The 14,227-nt window shown below is 63.6% G+C and carries 13 protein-coding genes; 6 read left to right on the top strand and 7 right to left on the bottom strand.

All coding sequences use genetic code 11. From position 1 onward, the window contains the following. Positions 1-136 precede the first annotated feature (136 nt). From B0E51_RS03520 to B0E51_RS03510, 3 genes are read left to right on the top strand one after another with little or no spacing between them, the layout of a single operon-like run. The gene (locus B0E51_RS03520) at positions 137-2,296 is read left to right on the top strand and encodes a TonB-dependent receptor (protein ID WP_077443655.1); all 2,160 of its coding nucleotides are present in this window, start codon (positions 137-139) and stop codon (positions 2,294-2,296) included. A gap of 35 nt (positions 2,297-2,331) precedes the next feature. Next, positions 2,332-3,504, top strand: a complete 1,173-nt coding sequence (locus B0E51_RS03515; RefSeq protein ID WP_077443455.1) for a sialidase family protein — start codon at positions 2,332-2,334, stop codon at positions 3,502-3,504. Further along, entirely contained in the window at positions 3,501-3,962 is a 462-nt protein-coding gene (locus B0E51_RS03510; protein ID WP_254424392.1) for a hypothetical protein, read from the top strand. The genes B0E51_RS03515 and B0E51_RS03510 overlap by 4 nt, the downstream gene beginning before the upstream one ends. Before the next feature lie 10 nt (positions 3,963-3,972). Here B0E51_RS03510 and B0E51_RS03505 read toward each other — a convergent pair whose 3' ends face one another. Genes B0E51_RS03505 through B0E51_RS03495 form a run of 3 tightly spaced genes read right to left on the bottom strand, consistent with a single transcriptional unit; the run spans position 3,973 to position 7,111 of the window. Continuing rightward, positions 3,973-5,016: an isoaspartyl peptidase/L-asparaginase gene (locus tag B0E51_RS03505; RefSeq protein ID WP_174570592.1), complete on the bottom strand. Its 1,044-nt coding sequence runs from the start codon at positions 5,014-5,016 to the stop codon at positions 3,973-3,975. Positions 5,017-5,073: 57 nt separating this feature from the next. Next, on the bottom strand, positions 5,074-6,753 hold the full coding sequence (locus B0E51_RS19445; RefSeq protein WP_168172566.1) for a M56 family metallopeptidase: 1,680 nt from the start codon (positions 6,751-6,753) through the stop codon (positions 5,074-5,076). Continuing rightward, the gene (locus tag B0E51_RS03495; RefSeq protein ID WP_077442124.1) at positions 6,740-7,111 is read right to left on the bottom strand and encodes a BlaI/MecI/CopY family transcriptional regulator; all 372 of its coding nucleotides are present in this window, start codon (positions 7,109-7,111) and stop codon (positions 6,740-6,742) included. Before B0E51_RS03495 ends, B0E51_RS19445 begins: the two co-directional genes overlap by 14 nt. A gap of 167 nt (positions 7,112-7,278) precedes the next feature. Here B0E51_RS03495 and B0E51_RS03490 point away from each other — a divergent pair, with 167 nt between their 5' ends. After that, positions 7,279-8,637, top strand: a complete 1,359-nt coding sequence (locus tag B0E51_RS03490; protein ID WP_077443454.1) for a 3-oxoacid CoA-transferase — start codon at positions 7,279-7,281, stop codon at positions 8,635-8,637. A gap of 126 nt (positions 8,638-8,763) precedes the next feature. Here the strand turns inward: B0E51_RS03490 and B0E51_RS03485 are convergent, their stop codons facing one another. Then, positions 8,764-9,000 carry a glutaredoxin family protein gene (locus B0E51_RS03485; protein WP_077443453.1) on the bottom strand — a complete coding sequence of 79 codons (237 nt, stop codon included), beginning with the start codon at positions 8,998-9,000 and terminating at the stop codon, positions 8,764-8,766. Positions 9,001-9,077: 77 nt separating this feature from the next. On the opposite strand from B0E51_RS03485, the gene B0E51_RS03480 reads away from it, so the two are divergent. After that, positions 9,078-10,460 carry an L-serine ammonia-lyase gene (locus B0E51_RS03480; RefSeq protein ID WP_077443452.1) on the top strand — a complete coding sequence of 461 codons (1,383 nt, stop codon included), beginning with the start codon at positions 9,078-9,080 and terminating at the stop codon, positions 10,458-10,460. An 82-nt stretch (positions 10,461-10,542) separates the two neighbouring features. Here B0E51_RS03480 and cysN read toward each other — a convergent pair whose 3' ends face one another. From cysN to B0E51_RS03465, 3 genes are all read right to left on the bottom strand, one after another. Beyond that, positions 10,543-12,432 carry a sulfate adenylyltransferase subunit CysN gene (gene cysN, locus B0E51_RS03475; RefSeq protein WP_077443451.1) on the bottom strand — a complete coding sequence of 630 codons (1,890 nt, stop codon included), beginning with the start codon at positions 12,430-12,432 and terminating at the stop codon, positions 10,543-10,545. Continuing rightward, positions 12,432-13,352: a sulfate adenylyltransferase subunit CysD gene (gene cysD, locus B0E51_RS03470; RefSeq protein WP_077443450.1), complete on the bottom strand. Its 921-nt coding sequence runs from the start codon at positions 13,350-13,352 to the stop codon at positions 12,432-12,434. The genes cysN and cysD overlap by 1 nt, the downstream gene beginning before the upstream one ends. Before the next feature lie 130 nt (positions 13,353-13,482). Beyond that, positions 13,483-13,833: a Rieske 2Fe-2S domain-containing protein gene (locus B0E51_RS03465; protein ID WP_077443449.1), complete on the bottom strand. Its 351-nt coding sequence runs from the start codon at positions 13,831-13,833 to the stop codon at positions 13,483-13,485. Positions 13,834-13,923: 90 nt separating this feature from the next. On the opposite strand from B0E51_RS03465, the gene B0E51_RS03460 reads away from it, so the two are divergent. Next, positions 13,924-14,199 carry a hypothetical protein gene (locus B0E51_RS03460; protein WP_077443448.1) on the top strand — a complete coding sequence of 92 codons (276 nt, stop codon included), beginning with the start codon at positions 13,924-13,926 and terminating at the stop codon, positions 14,197-14,199. Positions 14,200-14,227: the final 28 nt, after the last annotated feature.

Raw genomic sequence — 14,227 nt, 5'->3', positions numbered from 1 at the left:
GACTATCCTTGCAACCCTAGACTTGCATCCAGAGTACCTCTTGAAAATTATCCTGCTCGGCCTTTGCGCTGGCACGATTGTCCTGCCCAGCAGTCGGTTATTGGCGGCCGATCCGGTGCCTGCCGCCACTACCTTGATGCCGGTGTCGGTGCGCGCCAGCGACAGCATGGTGACGGAAACGCCCAGCGTGCAGGTGCGCGTCAGCCGCAAACAGTTGCAGCGGCAGAATGTCACCAGCAGCGCCGATGCACTGAAGTACGTGCCGAACATGATCGTGCGTGTGCGCTACATCGGCGATCCCAATGCGGTGATCAGCGGGCGCAACGCCGGCACCCTGCAGAGTGCGCGCAGCCTGGTCTATGCCGACGGCCTGCTGCTGTCCAATCTGATGACCAACGGCTACAACGGCGCACCGCGCTGGGGCATGGTGGCGCCCGAGGAAATCGGCGCGGTCGACATCCTGTACGGACCGTATTCCGCGCTGTATCCGGGCAACTCGCTGGGCACCACGGTGCTGATCCACACCGTGTTGCCGCAGCGGCTGATAGCCAGCGTCAGCACGCAGTTCTTCAGCCAGGACTATCACGACAGCTATGGCGCCAACGGTCACTACAACGGCCGACAGGTCGCCGCCACCCTGGGCAACAGACAGGGCCGCTGGAGCTGGCTGCTGGAATTGAGCCGGCTGAACAACGACGGCCAGCCGCTGCAGTACGCTACCGCCACTCCTGGCGGCAATGCGGCGACAGCGATACCGGTGACCGGCGCCACGCTGGATCGCAATCCGAATGGCACGCCACGACTGGTCTACGGCGCCAACAGCATCGAGCACACCGTGCAGACCCAGGCAAAACTGAAGCTCGGCGTGGACATCAGCGACCATGTCGCCGCGTTGTTCACGCTCGGCTGGTGGCATGACAACGCGGAAGATCGCACGCGCAGCCTGATCCGTGACGCCAGTGGCCAGCCCATCAGCAGGGGTGTCATCAACGCAGCTGACCAGATCTGGACACTGACGCCGAGCGGTTTGGCACCCACCTCTGGCATCGACTCGCACATGCTGTACGGCGCCGAATTGAATGGCCATCTCGACAATGGCTGGCGCTGGGCGGCCGTGGCCAGTCGCTACGATTTCCTGCATTCGCTGGCGGCCACGGCAAGCCAGGCCGAACCCGGGGCTCCCGTCGGCGGTTCTGGCACCATCGCCAACATGAGCGGCTCCGACTGGAGCAGCTTCGACCTGCGCAGTTCCGGCCCGCTCGGCGAGCAAAACATCCTGTACGCCGGCGTGCATGGCGACCGTTACGAGCTGAATACCCAGGTACGCAATGCCAGCGACTGGCTCGGCGATGCCGATGGCCCGCAGATCAGTGCCTTCGCAGGAAATACCCAGACCCGTGCGGCCTACCTGCAGGACGTGTGGAGTTTCGCGCCTGCCTGGGCGCTGACGGTCGGCGGCCGTCTCGAGCAATGGCGTGCGTATGGCGGCCTTCTCGCGAATGCCTCCAGCACACTGCGTTACGCGGATCGCCAGCGCACCGATTTCTCGCCGAAGACGTCGCTGAGCTGGGACTTTGCCGACGACTGGCAGCTGCGACTGGCGCACGGCAAGGCCGTGCGTTACCCGACCGTGGCCGAACTGTTTCAGGGCACGATCTCGACTAACGCCATCGTCAACAACAATCCCGATCTCAAGCCGGAGATCGACGAATCCACCGACCTCACGCTGAACCGTCAACTGGCCAACGGCCACTGGCGTGTCTCGCTATTCCAGGACCGGATCGCCAACGCGCTGTACTCGCAGACCGACATCACCGTCACGCCCACCGTCACCAGCGTGCAGAACATCGACCTGATGCGTGTACGTGGCGTCGAAGGCGAACTGAGCCTGACCGATGTATGGATGCCCGGACTCGATCTCTCGGCCAGCCTCGCCCTCAACGACGCGAAGACGCTGCAGGATCGCCAGTACCCGCTGGCCAACGACAAGTATTTCCCGCGCATCCCGAAGGTTCGCGCCAGCCTGCTTGCCGACTACCGCTTCACGCCGCAATGGGAGGTCTCGCTTGGCATCCGCCACTCCGGCCGCCAGTACGGCACACTGAACAACAACGACTTCGTCAATACCTACGGCGCGGTGAGCAGCTTCACCGTGGCCGACGCCAAGCTGCGCTGGCGTTTCGCAGCGCAATGGACGGCATCGGTCGGCGTGGACAACCTCACCAACGAGCATTACTGGGTCTACCATCCCTATGCCGGACGTACCGTGTTCGGCCAGCTGCGCTGGGACCTGTGACCCGCGCACCACCGAGATATCCCATGCGTCATTTCATGCGTCATTTGATCCTTGCCCTGCTCTTCCTGTTGCCGTTGGCTGTCATCGCGCATGACGACATGGCAGCGATGCACATGGCCAAGGGTCCGCAGCTCGGTGCCAGCGCGGCATTCGACACGCATGGCCGGCTATGGCTGGCCGACGCCGCTGACGGCCATGTACGGCTGCGCCACTCGGATGATCTCGGCAAAACGCTAAGCACGCCGATCGACGTGAACGCCCAGGCGGAACCCATCTACGACTCTGCCGAGAACCGGCCGAAGATCGCGTTCGGCCCGCACGACGAGTTGTACGTGAGCTGGTCGCAGCCGCGCGCGAAGCCGTATACCGGGTTCGTGCGCTTCGTCCGTTCGCTGGATGGCGGTGCGCATTTCTCCGCTCCCATCACCGTGCACCACGACCGCGCCGAGATCACGCACCGCTTCGACGCGCTGGCGGTGGATGGCCGCGGCCGCGTGGTGATCGCGTGGATCGACAAGCGCGACCTCGAAGCCGCCCATGCGCACGGCAAGCGCTACCTCGGCGCCGCCGTGTATTACAGCTGGTCGGATGACGAGGGCCGAACCTTCGTGCCCGAGCGCAAGCTGATCGACCAGAGCTGCGAGTGCTGCCGCATCGCGATCGCGCGCACGCCGCAGGGCGATGTCGCCGTATTCTTCCGCAGCATCTTCGGCGACAACATCCGCGATCACGCTTACGCCGTACTGCCTGCGGATGGCCAGCCCAGCCATGCCGAACGCGCCACCTTCAATCAATGGCAGATCGCAGCCTGCCCGGAACACGGCCCCGGCCTCGCCATCGGTACCGACGGTACGCGCCACGCGGTGTGGTACGAATCCGAGGACAAGCCGACGATCTGGTACGGCCAGCTCGATCCGGGCCAGCCACCACAACACGCACAGGTGGTCGCCAACGCCGGCGCCAGCCATGCCGACGTGGCCGTGCATGGCAAGACGGTGTGGATCACGTGGAATCGGGTCAACGCCAACGGCTATGCCTTGATGTTGCAGCGCTCGCTCGACAACGGCACGCATTTCGATGCGGCGCGTGAGATCGCCCAGAGTGTTGACGCCGTCGGCTCGCCGCAGCTGCTGCAGAATCAGGACCGCGCGTTCGTGGCATGGAACACCGTGGATGGTTTCCGCCTGATTCCGCTGGATGCTCCATGATGAAACACCTGCTGCTTGCGCTCATCTGCCTGCTGCCCGTGGCTGTCTTTGCCGGCTCACTGCGCGCGTTGACGGCAACCGACATCCCCACTCTGTTGCAGCCACCGACGCACGGCGAACGGATCATCGCCCTGTGGTCGCTGGACTGCGCCTATTGCGAACAGAACCTCGACGCACTGGCCGCGTTGCAGCACGCGCATCCGCGCGATATCGAGCTGGAGGTCGTCGCCACCGACAGCATCGAACAGCGTGAGGCGATCGAAACACGCCTGCACCAGATGAAGCTGGACGGCTATCCGGCACGCGCCTACGCTGCGGCCTCGCCCGAGCGGATCAACTTCCTGCTCGATCCGAACTGGGGCGGCGAGACTCCGCGCGTGCTGGTAATCCGTGCGGACGGGAGCCAGCTTGGCATCAGCGGTGCGTTGACGCCGGCGCAACTGAAAAAGCTCCCCTAAAACCACGGGACTACGGCTGTGCGGTACTCTCGGCCGGTGCCGGCGGCTCGGCAATACCGTCGTCTTCATCACCATAGATCGCCACATGCGGCACACCATCGGCGCCGATCCAGCCGCGATACATGCCGTCGGTGTTGAACGGGATCGAGATATGGCCATCCGCATCCAGCGCGATCGCGCCGCCATTGCCACCGATCGACGGGATTTCCTGATTGATCACCTGGGCGGCGGCACGCTTCAGCGGCACGCGCATCTGGGTCACCATCATGCAGATCTCGTGGGCGGCGACAGTACGGATGTAGTACTCGCCCCAGCCGGTGCCGGATACCGCACAACCGGAGTTCGCATAGGTGCCGGCACCGATGATCGGCGAATCGCCGATACGGCCCCAGCGCTTGTCGGTCATGCCGCCGGTGGAGGTGCCAGCGGCGAGATGCCCTTCGACATCCAGCGCCACCGCGCCCACCGTACCGAAATGCTTGGCCGTCTCGACGTCCGCATGCGGCTGCTTCGCCGCGTCTTCCTTCAAGGCCTTCTGCAGCTGCTGCCAGCGTTCCTCGGTGCGGAAATACGAAGGATCGACCAGGGTGATGCCCTGCTCCCTCGCAAACTCCTCGGCACCCGTGCCGGCCAGCATCACGTGCGGCGAATGCTCCATCACCGCGCGTGCCAGCAGGATCGGATTCTTCACCCGCTGCACGTCGGCGACGGCACCGGCGCCCAGGGTATTGCCGTCCATGATCGCCGCATCCATTTCGTTCTTGCCATCGTGCGTGAACACCGAACCCTTGCCGGCATTGAAGTTCGGATCGTCCTCCAGCACGACTATCGCCGCCGTCACCGCATCCAGTGCCGGCTTGCCCGCCTTGAGTTTGGCATAGCCGTTCTGCAGCGCCAGCGTCATCGCCGCACGCACGGCCTTCTCTTTCGCAGGCGTCATGTCGCGCTTGATCACGCCAGCGCCGCCATGGATCACCAGCACGGGTGAGACGGCGGCGTGGCTCATGGTGGCGATTCCGAGGGTGGCAAGGGCAAGCAACAGGCGGAGCGGCATCACGTGACTCTCTCAATGAGGTGACCGAGTCGAGTATAGCGAGCCGCCTCGCGGTGCTCAGCAGCCAATGCTGGGAGTCAGATCGATCTTGATGGTGTCGTCTTCTGTCATCCTTCCGCTCTTGTCCACATGCTTTACACCAAGCTCTATCGTGCCCTGCTGACCGGGCAGTGTGCGAATCTTCGGATGCACAGGCTTGTTCAGCCAGGCCCCACTCATGTCGGATTGCACTTCCAGCTGCCCGTGTTCGGCCGGTACCACGGTAAAGCGCCCATGCCACACTGGCAGCTTGCCGATTTTGCTCTCCGTTAACAGATAATCCTGGTACCCACCCGGCTTGAGGCACATGCTCTCGTGAAGCTGCGCCGGCTTGCCGCCAAACGCAATTTCCAACTTCAAGCTGTAGTTATCGGTAATGCCTGCCGCAGGCGCATCGCTTGCCACGCCAGGTCGATAGACACAGCCAACTGCAAGCTGCGCGATCGCGGGAATATCCGGACTTTCGCAAGTCCACACCAGCGACTTCCTGGTGCTGTCAGGATGCGGCACTACACGCACGCTACCGGCCGTCGCCATGGAGCCTGGCTTGTCGCGCAGCATCGCCGCGATCACGCCATTGGTCACGACAACGCGCCGGACGAATTTCCCCTTAATGAGATCTGGATCATCCGCCAGGCCTGCCGCGTCATTGTTCGCAGTCATCCGAAAGTCATGATGGAGCGCGTATTCTTCGACCGCCATCTTGCTGCCTTCGAATAGTGCAAAGGCCTCCTTCACTGCTTCCGGTGTGGCCTGATAAGTGCGTGGCGACTGCTGGGAAGCGTAAACGGCGGCAGATGCACCGATCACGATGCCGGTGACGGCGAAGTATCCCATCATGCGTTGCATGCGACCTGGGGTAGGGAGTTTCAGCATGGCAATACGCTCCGTGATGGGATGACTTGGTGACCAGGGACAACCCACGGGCAACGCAAACGCAGCCGACTGGGTTTTCAGCATCGCGTTCGCATAGCTGCGTCGCTGTGCGCCGTGTTCGCGCAGCACCGCGGCGTCACAAGCCAGTTCCTGATCGTGGCGCAACGCCGAAAGCAGCCACCACGCCAGTGGATGGAACCAGAACACCGCAGCAACCGCCTGTGCGAGCAGGCACCACCAGCCGTCGCGACGACGCGCATGCATCATTTCGTGGGCAAGGATCAGCGCACGCTCGGTGGCATCGTAGCGGCGTTCAAAATCGGCCGGCAGCACGATGCGGGTTCGCCAGGCACCAACCAGAGCAGGCCCGACATCCGTCCCGGCTGCTCGCCAAACCGGCCAGCGCAACGACAAGTCGATCACCTTTGTAGCCCCGCGCAGGCGATCGCGATAACGCGACTGTGCGATGGCAGCCAGTATCGCGCTGACCGCCATGCCTGCCAGCCAGAGCAGCACCGTCCATATCCGCCAGTCGATGCCACTCGACTCCGCGACATGCACCGGCAGCGTGGTGGCCGCGGAGGTGATCGTGAACACGATCGCTGGCAGCATGGCCGCCTGTGCCGTGGACATGTGCGGCAGCTGAGTGGTCAACATCACCAGCGGAGGCAGCAACCACAGCTGGAACGCGCGCTCCGCGCCGAACAGACGTCGGCAAGGCTTGCGTAGCACTGCAACGACAAGTACCGCGGCCGTGAAAGCGACGATAAGCATCCAGCCGTGCCGGATCCAGTCAATAGCTTCCAACTCAATGCTGTTCATCGTCGAGCTCCTGCAGCAGCTTCCTCAGTTCGGCGATGTCCTTCTTCGACAACTTGCGCTGCTCGGAGAAGTGCGCGACCAGCGGTGCCACGCGACCGCCGAACAGGCGATCTAGCAGACCCTTGCTCTCCTGCTGGACGTACTGCTCTCGGGTGAGCAGCGGCGTGTACAGGTAACGGCGACCATCGCGCTCGGCATGCACGGCTTTTTTCCTGAGCAGGCGATTGAGCAGGGATTTCACCGTGCCCTCCTGCCAGTCCTGCGCCGGGCCGACCTCGGCGAGGATGTCCTCGGCCGTGCGTGGCGCCTCTCGCCACAACACATCCATAACGACCGCTTCGGCTTCGCTGATTGCCATGAGTCACCGTTTACACATGTAAGTGAAATTATGTTTACACGCGTAAATGATCGCGTCAAGTCTTGCTTTGTTGGCACGGAACCGGGCCTGCGACCTTGGTACAAGGCCGTGCACAGGCAAACCGTCGTATCCTTGGCAGCTGACTCTCCCTGCAGGAAGGCATGGCAATGGACAAGGTTTACCCAAGCGCATCCAAGGCTCTCGACGGGCTGCTGTTCGACGACATGACCCTCGCCGCCGGCGGTTTCGGCCTGTGTGGCATCCCCGAGAACCTGATCGGGGCGTTGCTGGAAGCCGGCACCAAGGGCCTGACCATCGTCGGCAACAATGCCGGCGTGGACGATTTCGGCATGGGTCCGCTGCTGAAGACGCATCAGGTGAAGCGCGTGTATGCCTCCTACGTGGGCGAGAACAAGGAGTTCGAGCGCCAGGTGCTGGCCGGCGAACTCGAACTGCACCTGACCCCGCAGGGCACGCTGGCCGAGAAGCTGCGCGCCGGCGGCGCCGGCATACCCGGTTTCTATACGCGCACCGGCTTCGGCACCAAGCTGGCCGAGGGCAAGGAGACCAAGGTCTTCGGCGACAAGGAATATGTGCTGGAGGAAGCCATCCACGCCGACGTCTCGATCGTGAAGGCATGGAAGGGCGACCGCCTCGGCAATCTGGTGTTCCGCGAAACCGCGCGCAACTTCAACCCGATGATCGCCACCTGCGGCAAGATCTGCGTGGCCGAAGTGGAAGAACTGGTCGAGGTCGGCACGCTCGATCCGAACAACATCCACGTGCCGGGCATCTACATCGATCGCATCATCCAGGGCGCGAACTACGAAAAACGTATCGAGTTCCGCACCATCGCCGGCGCCAACACCGGCAAGGAAAGCCCGATCCGCACCGCGATGGCGCAGCGCGCGGCGAAGGAATTGCGCGACGGCTTCTACGTCAACCTCGGGATCGGCATCCCGACCCTGGTGGCGAACTTCATTCCCGAAGGGATGGACGTGATCCTGCAGTCGGAGAACGGCCTGCTCGGCATCGGTCCGTTCCCGACCGAAGACCAGATCGATCCCGACCTGATCAATGCCGGCAAGCAGACCATCACCACCCTGCCCGGTTCGAGCTTCTTCTCCAGCGCGGACTCGTTCGCAATGATCCGCGGCGGCCATATCGACCTGTCGATCCTCGGCGGCCTGGAAGTCTCCGCGCATGGCGACCTCGCCAACTGGATGGTGCCGGGCAAGATGGTCAAGGGTCCTGGCGGTGCGATGGATCTGGTCAGCGGCGTCAGGCGCGTGGTGGTGCTGATGGAACACAACGCGAAGGACGGCTCGCCGAAGATCAAGGACGCCTGCGACCTGCCGCTGACCGGCAAGCAGGTGGTCGACCTGATCATCACCGATCTGTGCGTGTTCGAGGTGGAGAAAGGCCAGGGCCTGACCCTGATCGAGATGCATGACGGCGTGACGCTGGCCGACGTGAAGGCGAAGACGGGTTGCGCGTTTGGCGTGGCTGCTTCACTGGCTGGCTGACCGGCGCGAAGCAGCTTCAGGAAACTTCGCACGAGTTGTCATTCCCGCTTTCGCGGGAATGACAGCGTGAGGCCTCAAGGATTTCTTAAACCGTTCTCATAAAAGTATTCGCGAACAGGAGCGTTGCTAGCGCAGAAATGCACGCACCGCTGCCGCATCGAACGGCCAGTCCAGTTCGCGGCCATCGCGTGCATCGCGTGCATCGCGCAGCACCGGCACGCGCGCGCCATAACGCTGCTCCAGTTCGACCGTGTCATCCACCCACACACTGTCGAACTCCGGCGCGCTCGCTTCGGCCAGCACGGCCAGCGCGAGATCGCACAGGTGACAGTAATCGCGCTGATACAGGATGAGATCGGACATGCGCTTGCGAATGGACTGCCAAAGTCGGGGACGCCGCGTAGAATAACCGGTTCACTCCCTCCCCCGGCAGCAAACCCATGGCCGTCAGCGTATTCGACCTGTTCAAGATCGGCATTGGCCCGTCCTCCTCGCACACGGTGGGACCGATGCGCGCGGCAGCACGTTTCGCCGAACGCTGGCTGGAAGAGAAAGGCGTGCTGGATCGGGTGACCCGGGTGCGTGCCGAGCTGTACGGCTCGCTGGCGATGACTGGCCGCGGCCACGGCACCGACAAGGCGGTGCTGCTCGGTTTCGAAGGCGAGCATCCGGATACGGTCGATCCCGACAGGATCCCGGAGATCCTCAAACGGATCCGCACCGGACAACGCATCCGCGTACTCGGCAAGCGCGAGATCGAATTCAACGAAAAAAGCGACCTCGTCTTCAACAAGCGCCAGAAGCTGCCGTTCCACACCAACGGCATGCGCTTCAGTGCGTATGACGCCGACGGCAACGAACTGGCCACGCGCGATTACTACTCGGTCGGCGGCGGCTTCGTGGTGAATCACGACGAAGCCGCGGAAGACCGCATCGTCGCCGACACCACCGAGCAGCCCTATCCGTTCTCCACCGGCGACCAGATGCTGGCGCTGTGCAAGCTGCACGGCATGACGATCGCCCAGCTGATGATGGCGAACGAGAGCGTGTGGCGTCCCGAAGCGGAAACCCGCGCCGGCCTGCTGACGATCTGGAAGGCAATGCAGGACTGCGTCGACCGCGGCCTGCGCTCACCCGGTACGCTGCCGGGCGGCCTGAAGGTGGCCCGTCGCGCGCCGGCGATGGCCGAAGAGCTGCGCACCCAGCCGGAAGCTGCACTGCGCGATCCGCTGACCATCCTCGACTGGGTCAACCTCTACGCATTGGCGGTGAACGAGGAGAACGCCGCCGGTGGCCGCGTGGTCACTGCGCCGACCAATGGTGCGGCGGGCATCGTGCCGGCGGTGGGTCACTACTACCTGCGCTTCTGCCCCAAGGCGAACGACGACGGCATCATCGACTACCTGTTGACCGCTGCGGCAATCGGCATCCTGTACAAGGAAAACGCCTCGATCTCCGGCGCCGAAGTGGGCTGCCAGGGCGAGGTCGGCGTGGCCTGCTCGATGGCTGCCGGCGGTCTCACCGCCGCGCTTGGCGGCAGTGTGATGCAGGTCGAGAATGCTGCCGAGATCGGCATGGAGCACAACCTCGGCCTCACCTGCGACCCGATCGGTGGCCTGGTGCAGATCCCCTGCATCGAACGCAACGCGATGGGCTCGGTCAAGGCGATCAATGCCAGCCGCATGGCGCTGAAGAGCGATGGCAAGCACCGCGTCTCGCTGGACAAGGTGATCAAGACCATGCGCGACACCGGCCGCGACATGAAGGACAAGTACAAGGAGACCAGTCGCGGCGGTCTCGCGGTCAACGTCATCGAGTGCTGAGTTGCCTGCCGGCTTGCCCGGCGGCAGCATGGTGAAGGCGAATCCTGCGCGAATGTGGTTGCGCAGGATCGCAACTGCCAACTCAACTCTGCCCGACGAGCGCCTCGACCACCTGCTGGGCCATCGCCTCAGCGCTGCGCTCAGCCGCGTGCAGATGCACTTCGGGGTGCTCCGGTGACTCGTACGGTGAATCGATGCCGGTGAAATTCCGGATCTCACCGGCGCGCGCCTTGGCGTAAAGCCCCTTGGCATCGCGCTGTTCGCAGATCGCCAGCGGCGTGTCCATGAATACTTCGCTGAACTCGCCCTCGGCAAACAAATCACGCGCCATGCGCCGCTCGCTGCGGAACGGGCTGATGAACGAGACCAGCACGATCAGGCCGGCATCCACCATCAGCTTCGCTACCTCGGCCACACGGCGGATGTTCTCGACGCGGTCCTCATCCGTGAAACCCAGATCGCGATTGAGTCCGTGGCGCACGTTGTCGCCATCCAGCATGTAGGTGTGATAGCCCAGCGCGTGCAGGCGCTTCTCCACCAGGTTGGCCACGGTCGACTTGCCGGAGCCGGACAGTCCGGTGAACCACAGGCAGGCAGGCGCCTGCCCCTTGATCCGTGCACGCGCCATGCGATCGACATCCATGTGCTGCCAGTGGATGTTGTCGGCGCGACGCAGGGCGAAGTTCAGCGTGCCGGCGGCGACCGTATTGTTGCTCTGCCGGTCGATCAGGATGAACGCGCCCATCTCGCGGCAGTGTGCATACGACTCGAACGCGATGGCGTGATCGAGGCTGATATTGCAGTAGCCCACCTCGTTCAACTCCAGTCGCTTGGCGGCCAGTGCTTCCTGCGTATTGACGTCGACCTTGTGCTTGATCTCGGTGATCTGGGCGCTCACGGTGCGCGCGCCGATCTTAAGCCCGTAGGATCGCCCCGGCAGCAGCGGCGCCTCGTCCATCCACAGCAGGTGCGCGGCGAATTGGTCGGCCGCCTGCGGCGGCTGTGCGGCCGCGGCAATGACATCGCCACGGCTGATGTCGCGCTCGTCGGTCAGCGTCAGGGTGACTGGGTCGCCAAGGCCGGCACGCGGCAAGTCGCCGGCGGCGGTGACGATGCGCGCCACCCGTGAACGGGCGCCACTCGGCAACACCACCACTTCGTCGCCCGGCGCAATTGAACCGGCGACGACATGGCCCGCGTAGCCGCGGAAGTTCTGATCGGGTCGGCACACCCACTGCACCGGCAAACGGAAGCCGACGTCATCGGCTACATGCGCGACCTGTACCGTCTCCAGATGTTCCAGCAGGCTGGGGCCGTCGTACCAGTCGATGCAGTCCGAACGGCTGCTGACATTCTCGCCACGCAGCGCCGACAGCGGCACCGCGCTGACCTGCGCGATACCCATCGAGTCAGCCAGCTCGCGATAATCCGCCTCGATCGCGTGGAACACGTCCTCGGAATAATCGACCAGGTCCATCTTGTTCACCGCCAGCAACACATGACGGATGCCGAGCAATCCACAGATATAGGTATGCCGACGCGTCTGCGTCAGCAAGCCCTTGCGCGCATCGACCAGCACCACGGCGAGATCTGCAGTGGAAGCACCGGTGGCCATGTTGCGTGTGTACTGCTCATGGCCGGGGCAATCGGCCACGATGAACTTGCGCCGCTCCGTGCTGAAGAAGCGGTAGGCGACATCGATGGTGATGCCCTGCTCGCGCTCGGCCGAGAGTCCGTCGACCAGCAAGGCGAAATCCAGCTCGCCGTTCTGTGTGCCATGGCGCAGGCTGTCGCCTTTCAGCGCCGCCAGCTGGTCGTCGAACAGCAGCTTGCTGTCGTACAGCAGGCGTCCAAGCAAGGTGCTCTTGCCGTCGTCCACGCTGCCGCAGGTGATGAAACGCAGCAGGCTCTTGGTTTCGTGCTGCTGCAGGTAGGTATCGATTGCCGTGCTCGCGTCATGCTCCGTGCGCATCAGAAATAACCCTCCTGCTTCTTCTTCTCCATCGATGCGGACGGATCATGGTCGATCACCCGGCCCTGGCGCTCGGAGGTGCGGGCCACCAGCATTTCCTGGATGACTGCCGGCAAGGTATCGGCCTCGGACTCGATCGCACCGGTCAGCGGATAACACCCCAGCGTGCGGAAACGCACCTTGCGCATTTGCGGGATCTCGCCCGGCCGCAGCGGCATGCGCTCGTCGTCGACCATGATCAACGCGCCATCACGCTCGACCACCGGCCGCTCGGCGGCGAGGTACAGCGACGGCACTTCGATCTTCTCGCGATAGATGTACAGCCAGATATCCAGCTCGGTCCAGTTCGACAACGGAAACACGCGCACGCTTTCGCCCTTGGCAATACGCGCGTTGTAGAGGTTCCACAACTCCGGCCGCTGACTCTTCGGATCCCAGCGGTGCTGTGCGTTTCGGAACGAGAACACACGTTCCTTGGCACGCGACTTCTCCTCGTCGCGCCGTGCGCCGCCGATCGCGGCGTCGAACTTGTACTTGTCCAGCGCCTGCTTCAGCGCCTGGGTCTTCATCACGTCGGTATGCACGGTGGCGCCGTGAGCGAACGGGCCGATGCCCTGCGCCACGCCGTCCTGATTGATATGCACGATCAGGCGGCAGCCGGTTTCCTGCGCACGGCGATCGCGGAACGCGATCATCTCGCGGAATTTCCACGTGGTGTCCACGTGCAGCAGCGGGATCGGTGGCGGCGCCGGATAAAACGCCTTCTGCAGCAGGTGCAGCAGCACCGAGGAGTCCTTGCCGATGGAATACATCATCACCGGGTTGCGGAACTCCGCCGCCACCTCGCGCAGGATGTGGATGCTTTCCGATTCCAGGTGCTTCAGGTGCGAGGCGTGCGCAAGAGCGTCGAAGTTTGTCATGTTGCTGCCGTTGATATCCGTCCGGATTCTAGTCGGGGCCGCACCGTTTGCGTAATGACCAGCGGATTTATCCATATGCGGCAGCCGGCAGGACACGCCCATGCTTCCCGCATGCCGATGACGGAGGTGGCTACGCGCCGGCAGTCAGGTGAACGGTGCCGCCCTCCACCCGCATGCTCACTTCGCGCAGGTGCTCGCCCCGGCACGGACCAGCGATGCACAATCCATCGCCTTGATTGAAGGTGGCGCCGTGCACGGCGCAGATCAGCGTGTCGTTCTTCAACAGGAACTTGCCAGGTGCGTAGTCCAGCCGGCGACCCGTGTGCGGGCAGACATTGAGATAACCACGCACCTGGTCACCCTGCCGCAACAGGATCAGGCTCTCCTCGCCACCGGGCAGCAGCGCATCGACGGCGATGGCTCCGCCGTCCGGAATATCGTCCAGTCGGCACAACAACTGGACGGAGGTCACTGTATCCATCGGCACTTGCCTCGCGGGCTGGATGGCCCCATGGTTGTACGCACGATTTCAAGCGTAAGTCGTTGATTTTACCACACGGATTTTTAACACATGTACGTCACCATGCCTTCCCTCCGTCGCTCCCGCCATCCACTGGTTCGCGTCCTGTCGCTGCTGGTCGGCGTGGCGTTGATCGGCGTGCTGCTCGTGTTCGGTCTGATGGTCGCCGGCGTCTTGCTAGTGGGCGGCAGCCTGCTGCTGGCCTGGCGTCGATGGCACCACGCGAAGTCTCCTGCCAGCCCAGCTGCAGCGCGCGCCACGCACCAGCCTGACGTGCTGGAAGGCGAGTTCGTGGTGATCCAGCAGGGTCGCCCCGTCACGCACTGAACGCACGACACGCAGGCCGCCACGGCCA

The sequence above is a fragment of the Rhodanobacter sp. C05 genome (genome assembly GCF_002001165.1).
In the GTDB taxonomy this organism is placed as follows: domain Bacteria; phylum Pseudomonadota; class Gammaproteobacteria; order Xanthomonadales; family Rhodanobacteraceae; genus Rhodanobacter.
This window is presented reverse-complemented; position numbering and strand designations above follow the sequence as displayed.

What these genes read in the sequence shown, in the direction of transcription:
- B0E51_RS03520 (WP_077443655.1), top strand. Translation starts at nt 137, where the DNA reads ATGCCGGTGTCGGTGCGCGCCAGCGACAGCATGGTGACGGAAACGCCC.
- B0E51_RS03515 (WP_077443455.1), top strand. Translation starts at nt 2,332, where the DNA reads ATGCGTCATTTGATCCTTGCCCTGCTCTTCCTGTTGCCGTTGGCTGTC.
- B0E51_RS03510 (WP_254424392.1), top strand. Translation starts at nt 3,501, where the DNA reads ATGATGAAACACCTGCTGCTTGCGCTCATCTGCCTGCTGCCCGTGGCT.
- B0E51_RS03505 (WP_174570592.1), bottom strand. Translation starts at nt 5,016, where the DNA reads ATGCCGCTCCGCCTGTTGCTTGCCCTTGCCACCCTCGGAATCGCCACC.
- B0E51_RS19445 (WP_168172566.1), bottom strand. Translation starts at nt 6,753, where the DNA reads ATGAACAGCATTGAGTTGGAAGCTATTGACTGGATCCGGCACGGCTGG.
- B0E51_RS03495 (WP_077442124.1), bottom strand. Translation starts at nt 7,111, where the DNA reads ATGGCAATCAGCGAAGCCGAAGCGGTCGTTATGGATGTGTTGTGGCGA.
- B0E51_RS03490 (WP_077443454.1), top strand. Translation starts at nt 7,279, where the DNA reads ATGGACAAGGTTTACCCAAGCGCATCCAAGGCTCTCGACGGGCTGCTG.
- B0E51_RS03485 (WP_077443453.1), bottom strand. Translation starts at nt 9,000, where the DNA reads ATGTCCGATCTCATCCTGTATCAGCGCGATTACTGTCACCTGTGCGAT.
- B0E51_RS03480 (WP_077443452.1), top strand. Translation starts at nt 9,078, where the DNA reads ATGGCCGTCAGCGTATTCGACCTGTTCAAGATCGGCATTGGCCCGTCC.
- cysN (WP_077443451.1), bottom strand. Translation starts at nt 12,432, where the DNA reads ATGCGCACGGAGCATGACGCGAGCACGGCAATCGATACCTACCTGCAG.
- cysD (WP_077443450.1), bottom strand. Translation starts at nt 13,352, where the DNA reads ATGACAAACTTCGACGCTCTTGCGCACGCCTCGCACCTGAAGCACCTG.
- B0E51_RS03465 (WP_077443449.1), bottom strand. Translation starts at nt 13,833, where the DNA reads ATGGATACAGTGACCTCCGTCCAGTTGTTGTGCCGACTGGACGATATT.
- B0E51_RS03460 (WP_077443448.1), top strand. Translation starts at nt 13,924, where the DNA reads ATGTACGTCACCATGCCTTCCCTCCGTCGCTCCCGCCATCCACTGGTT.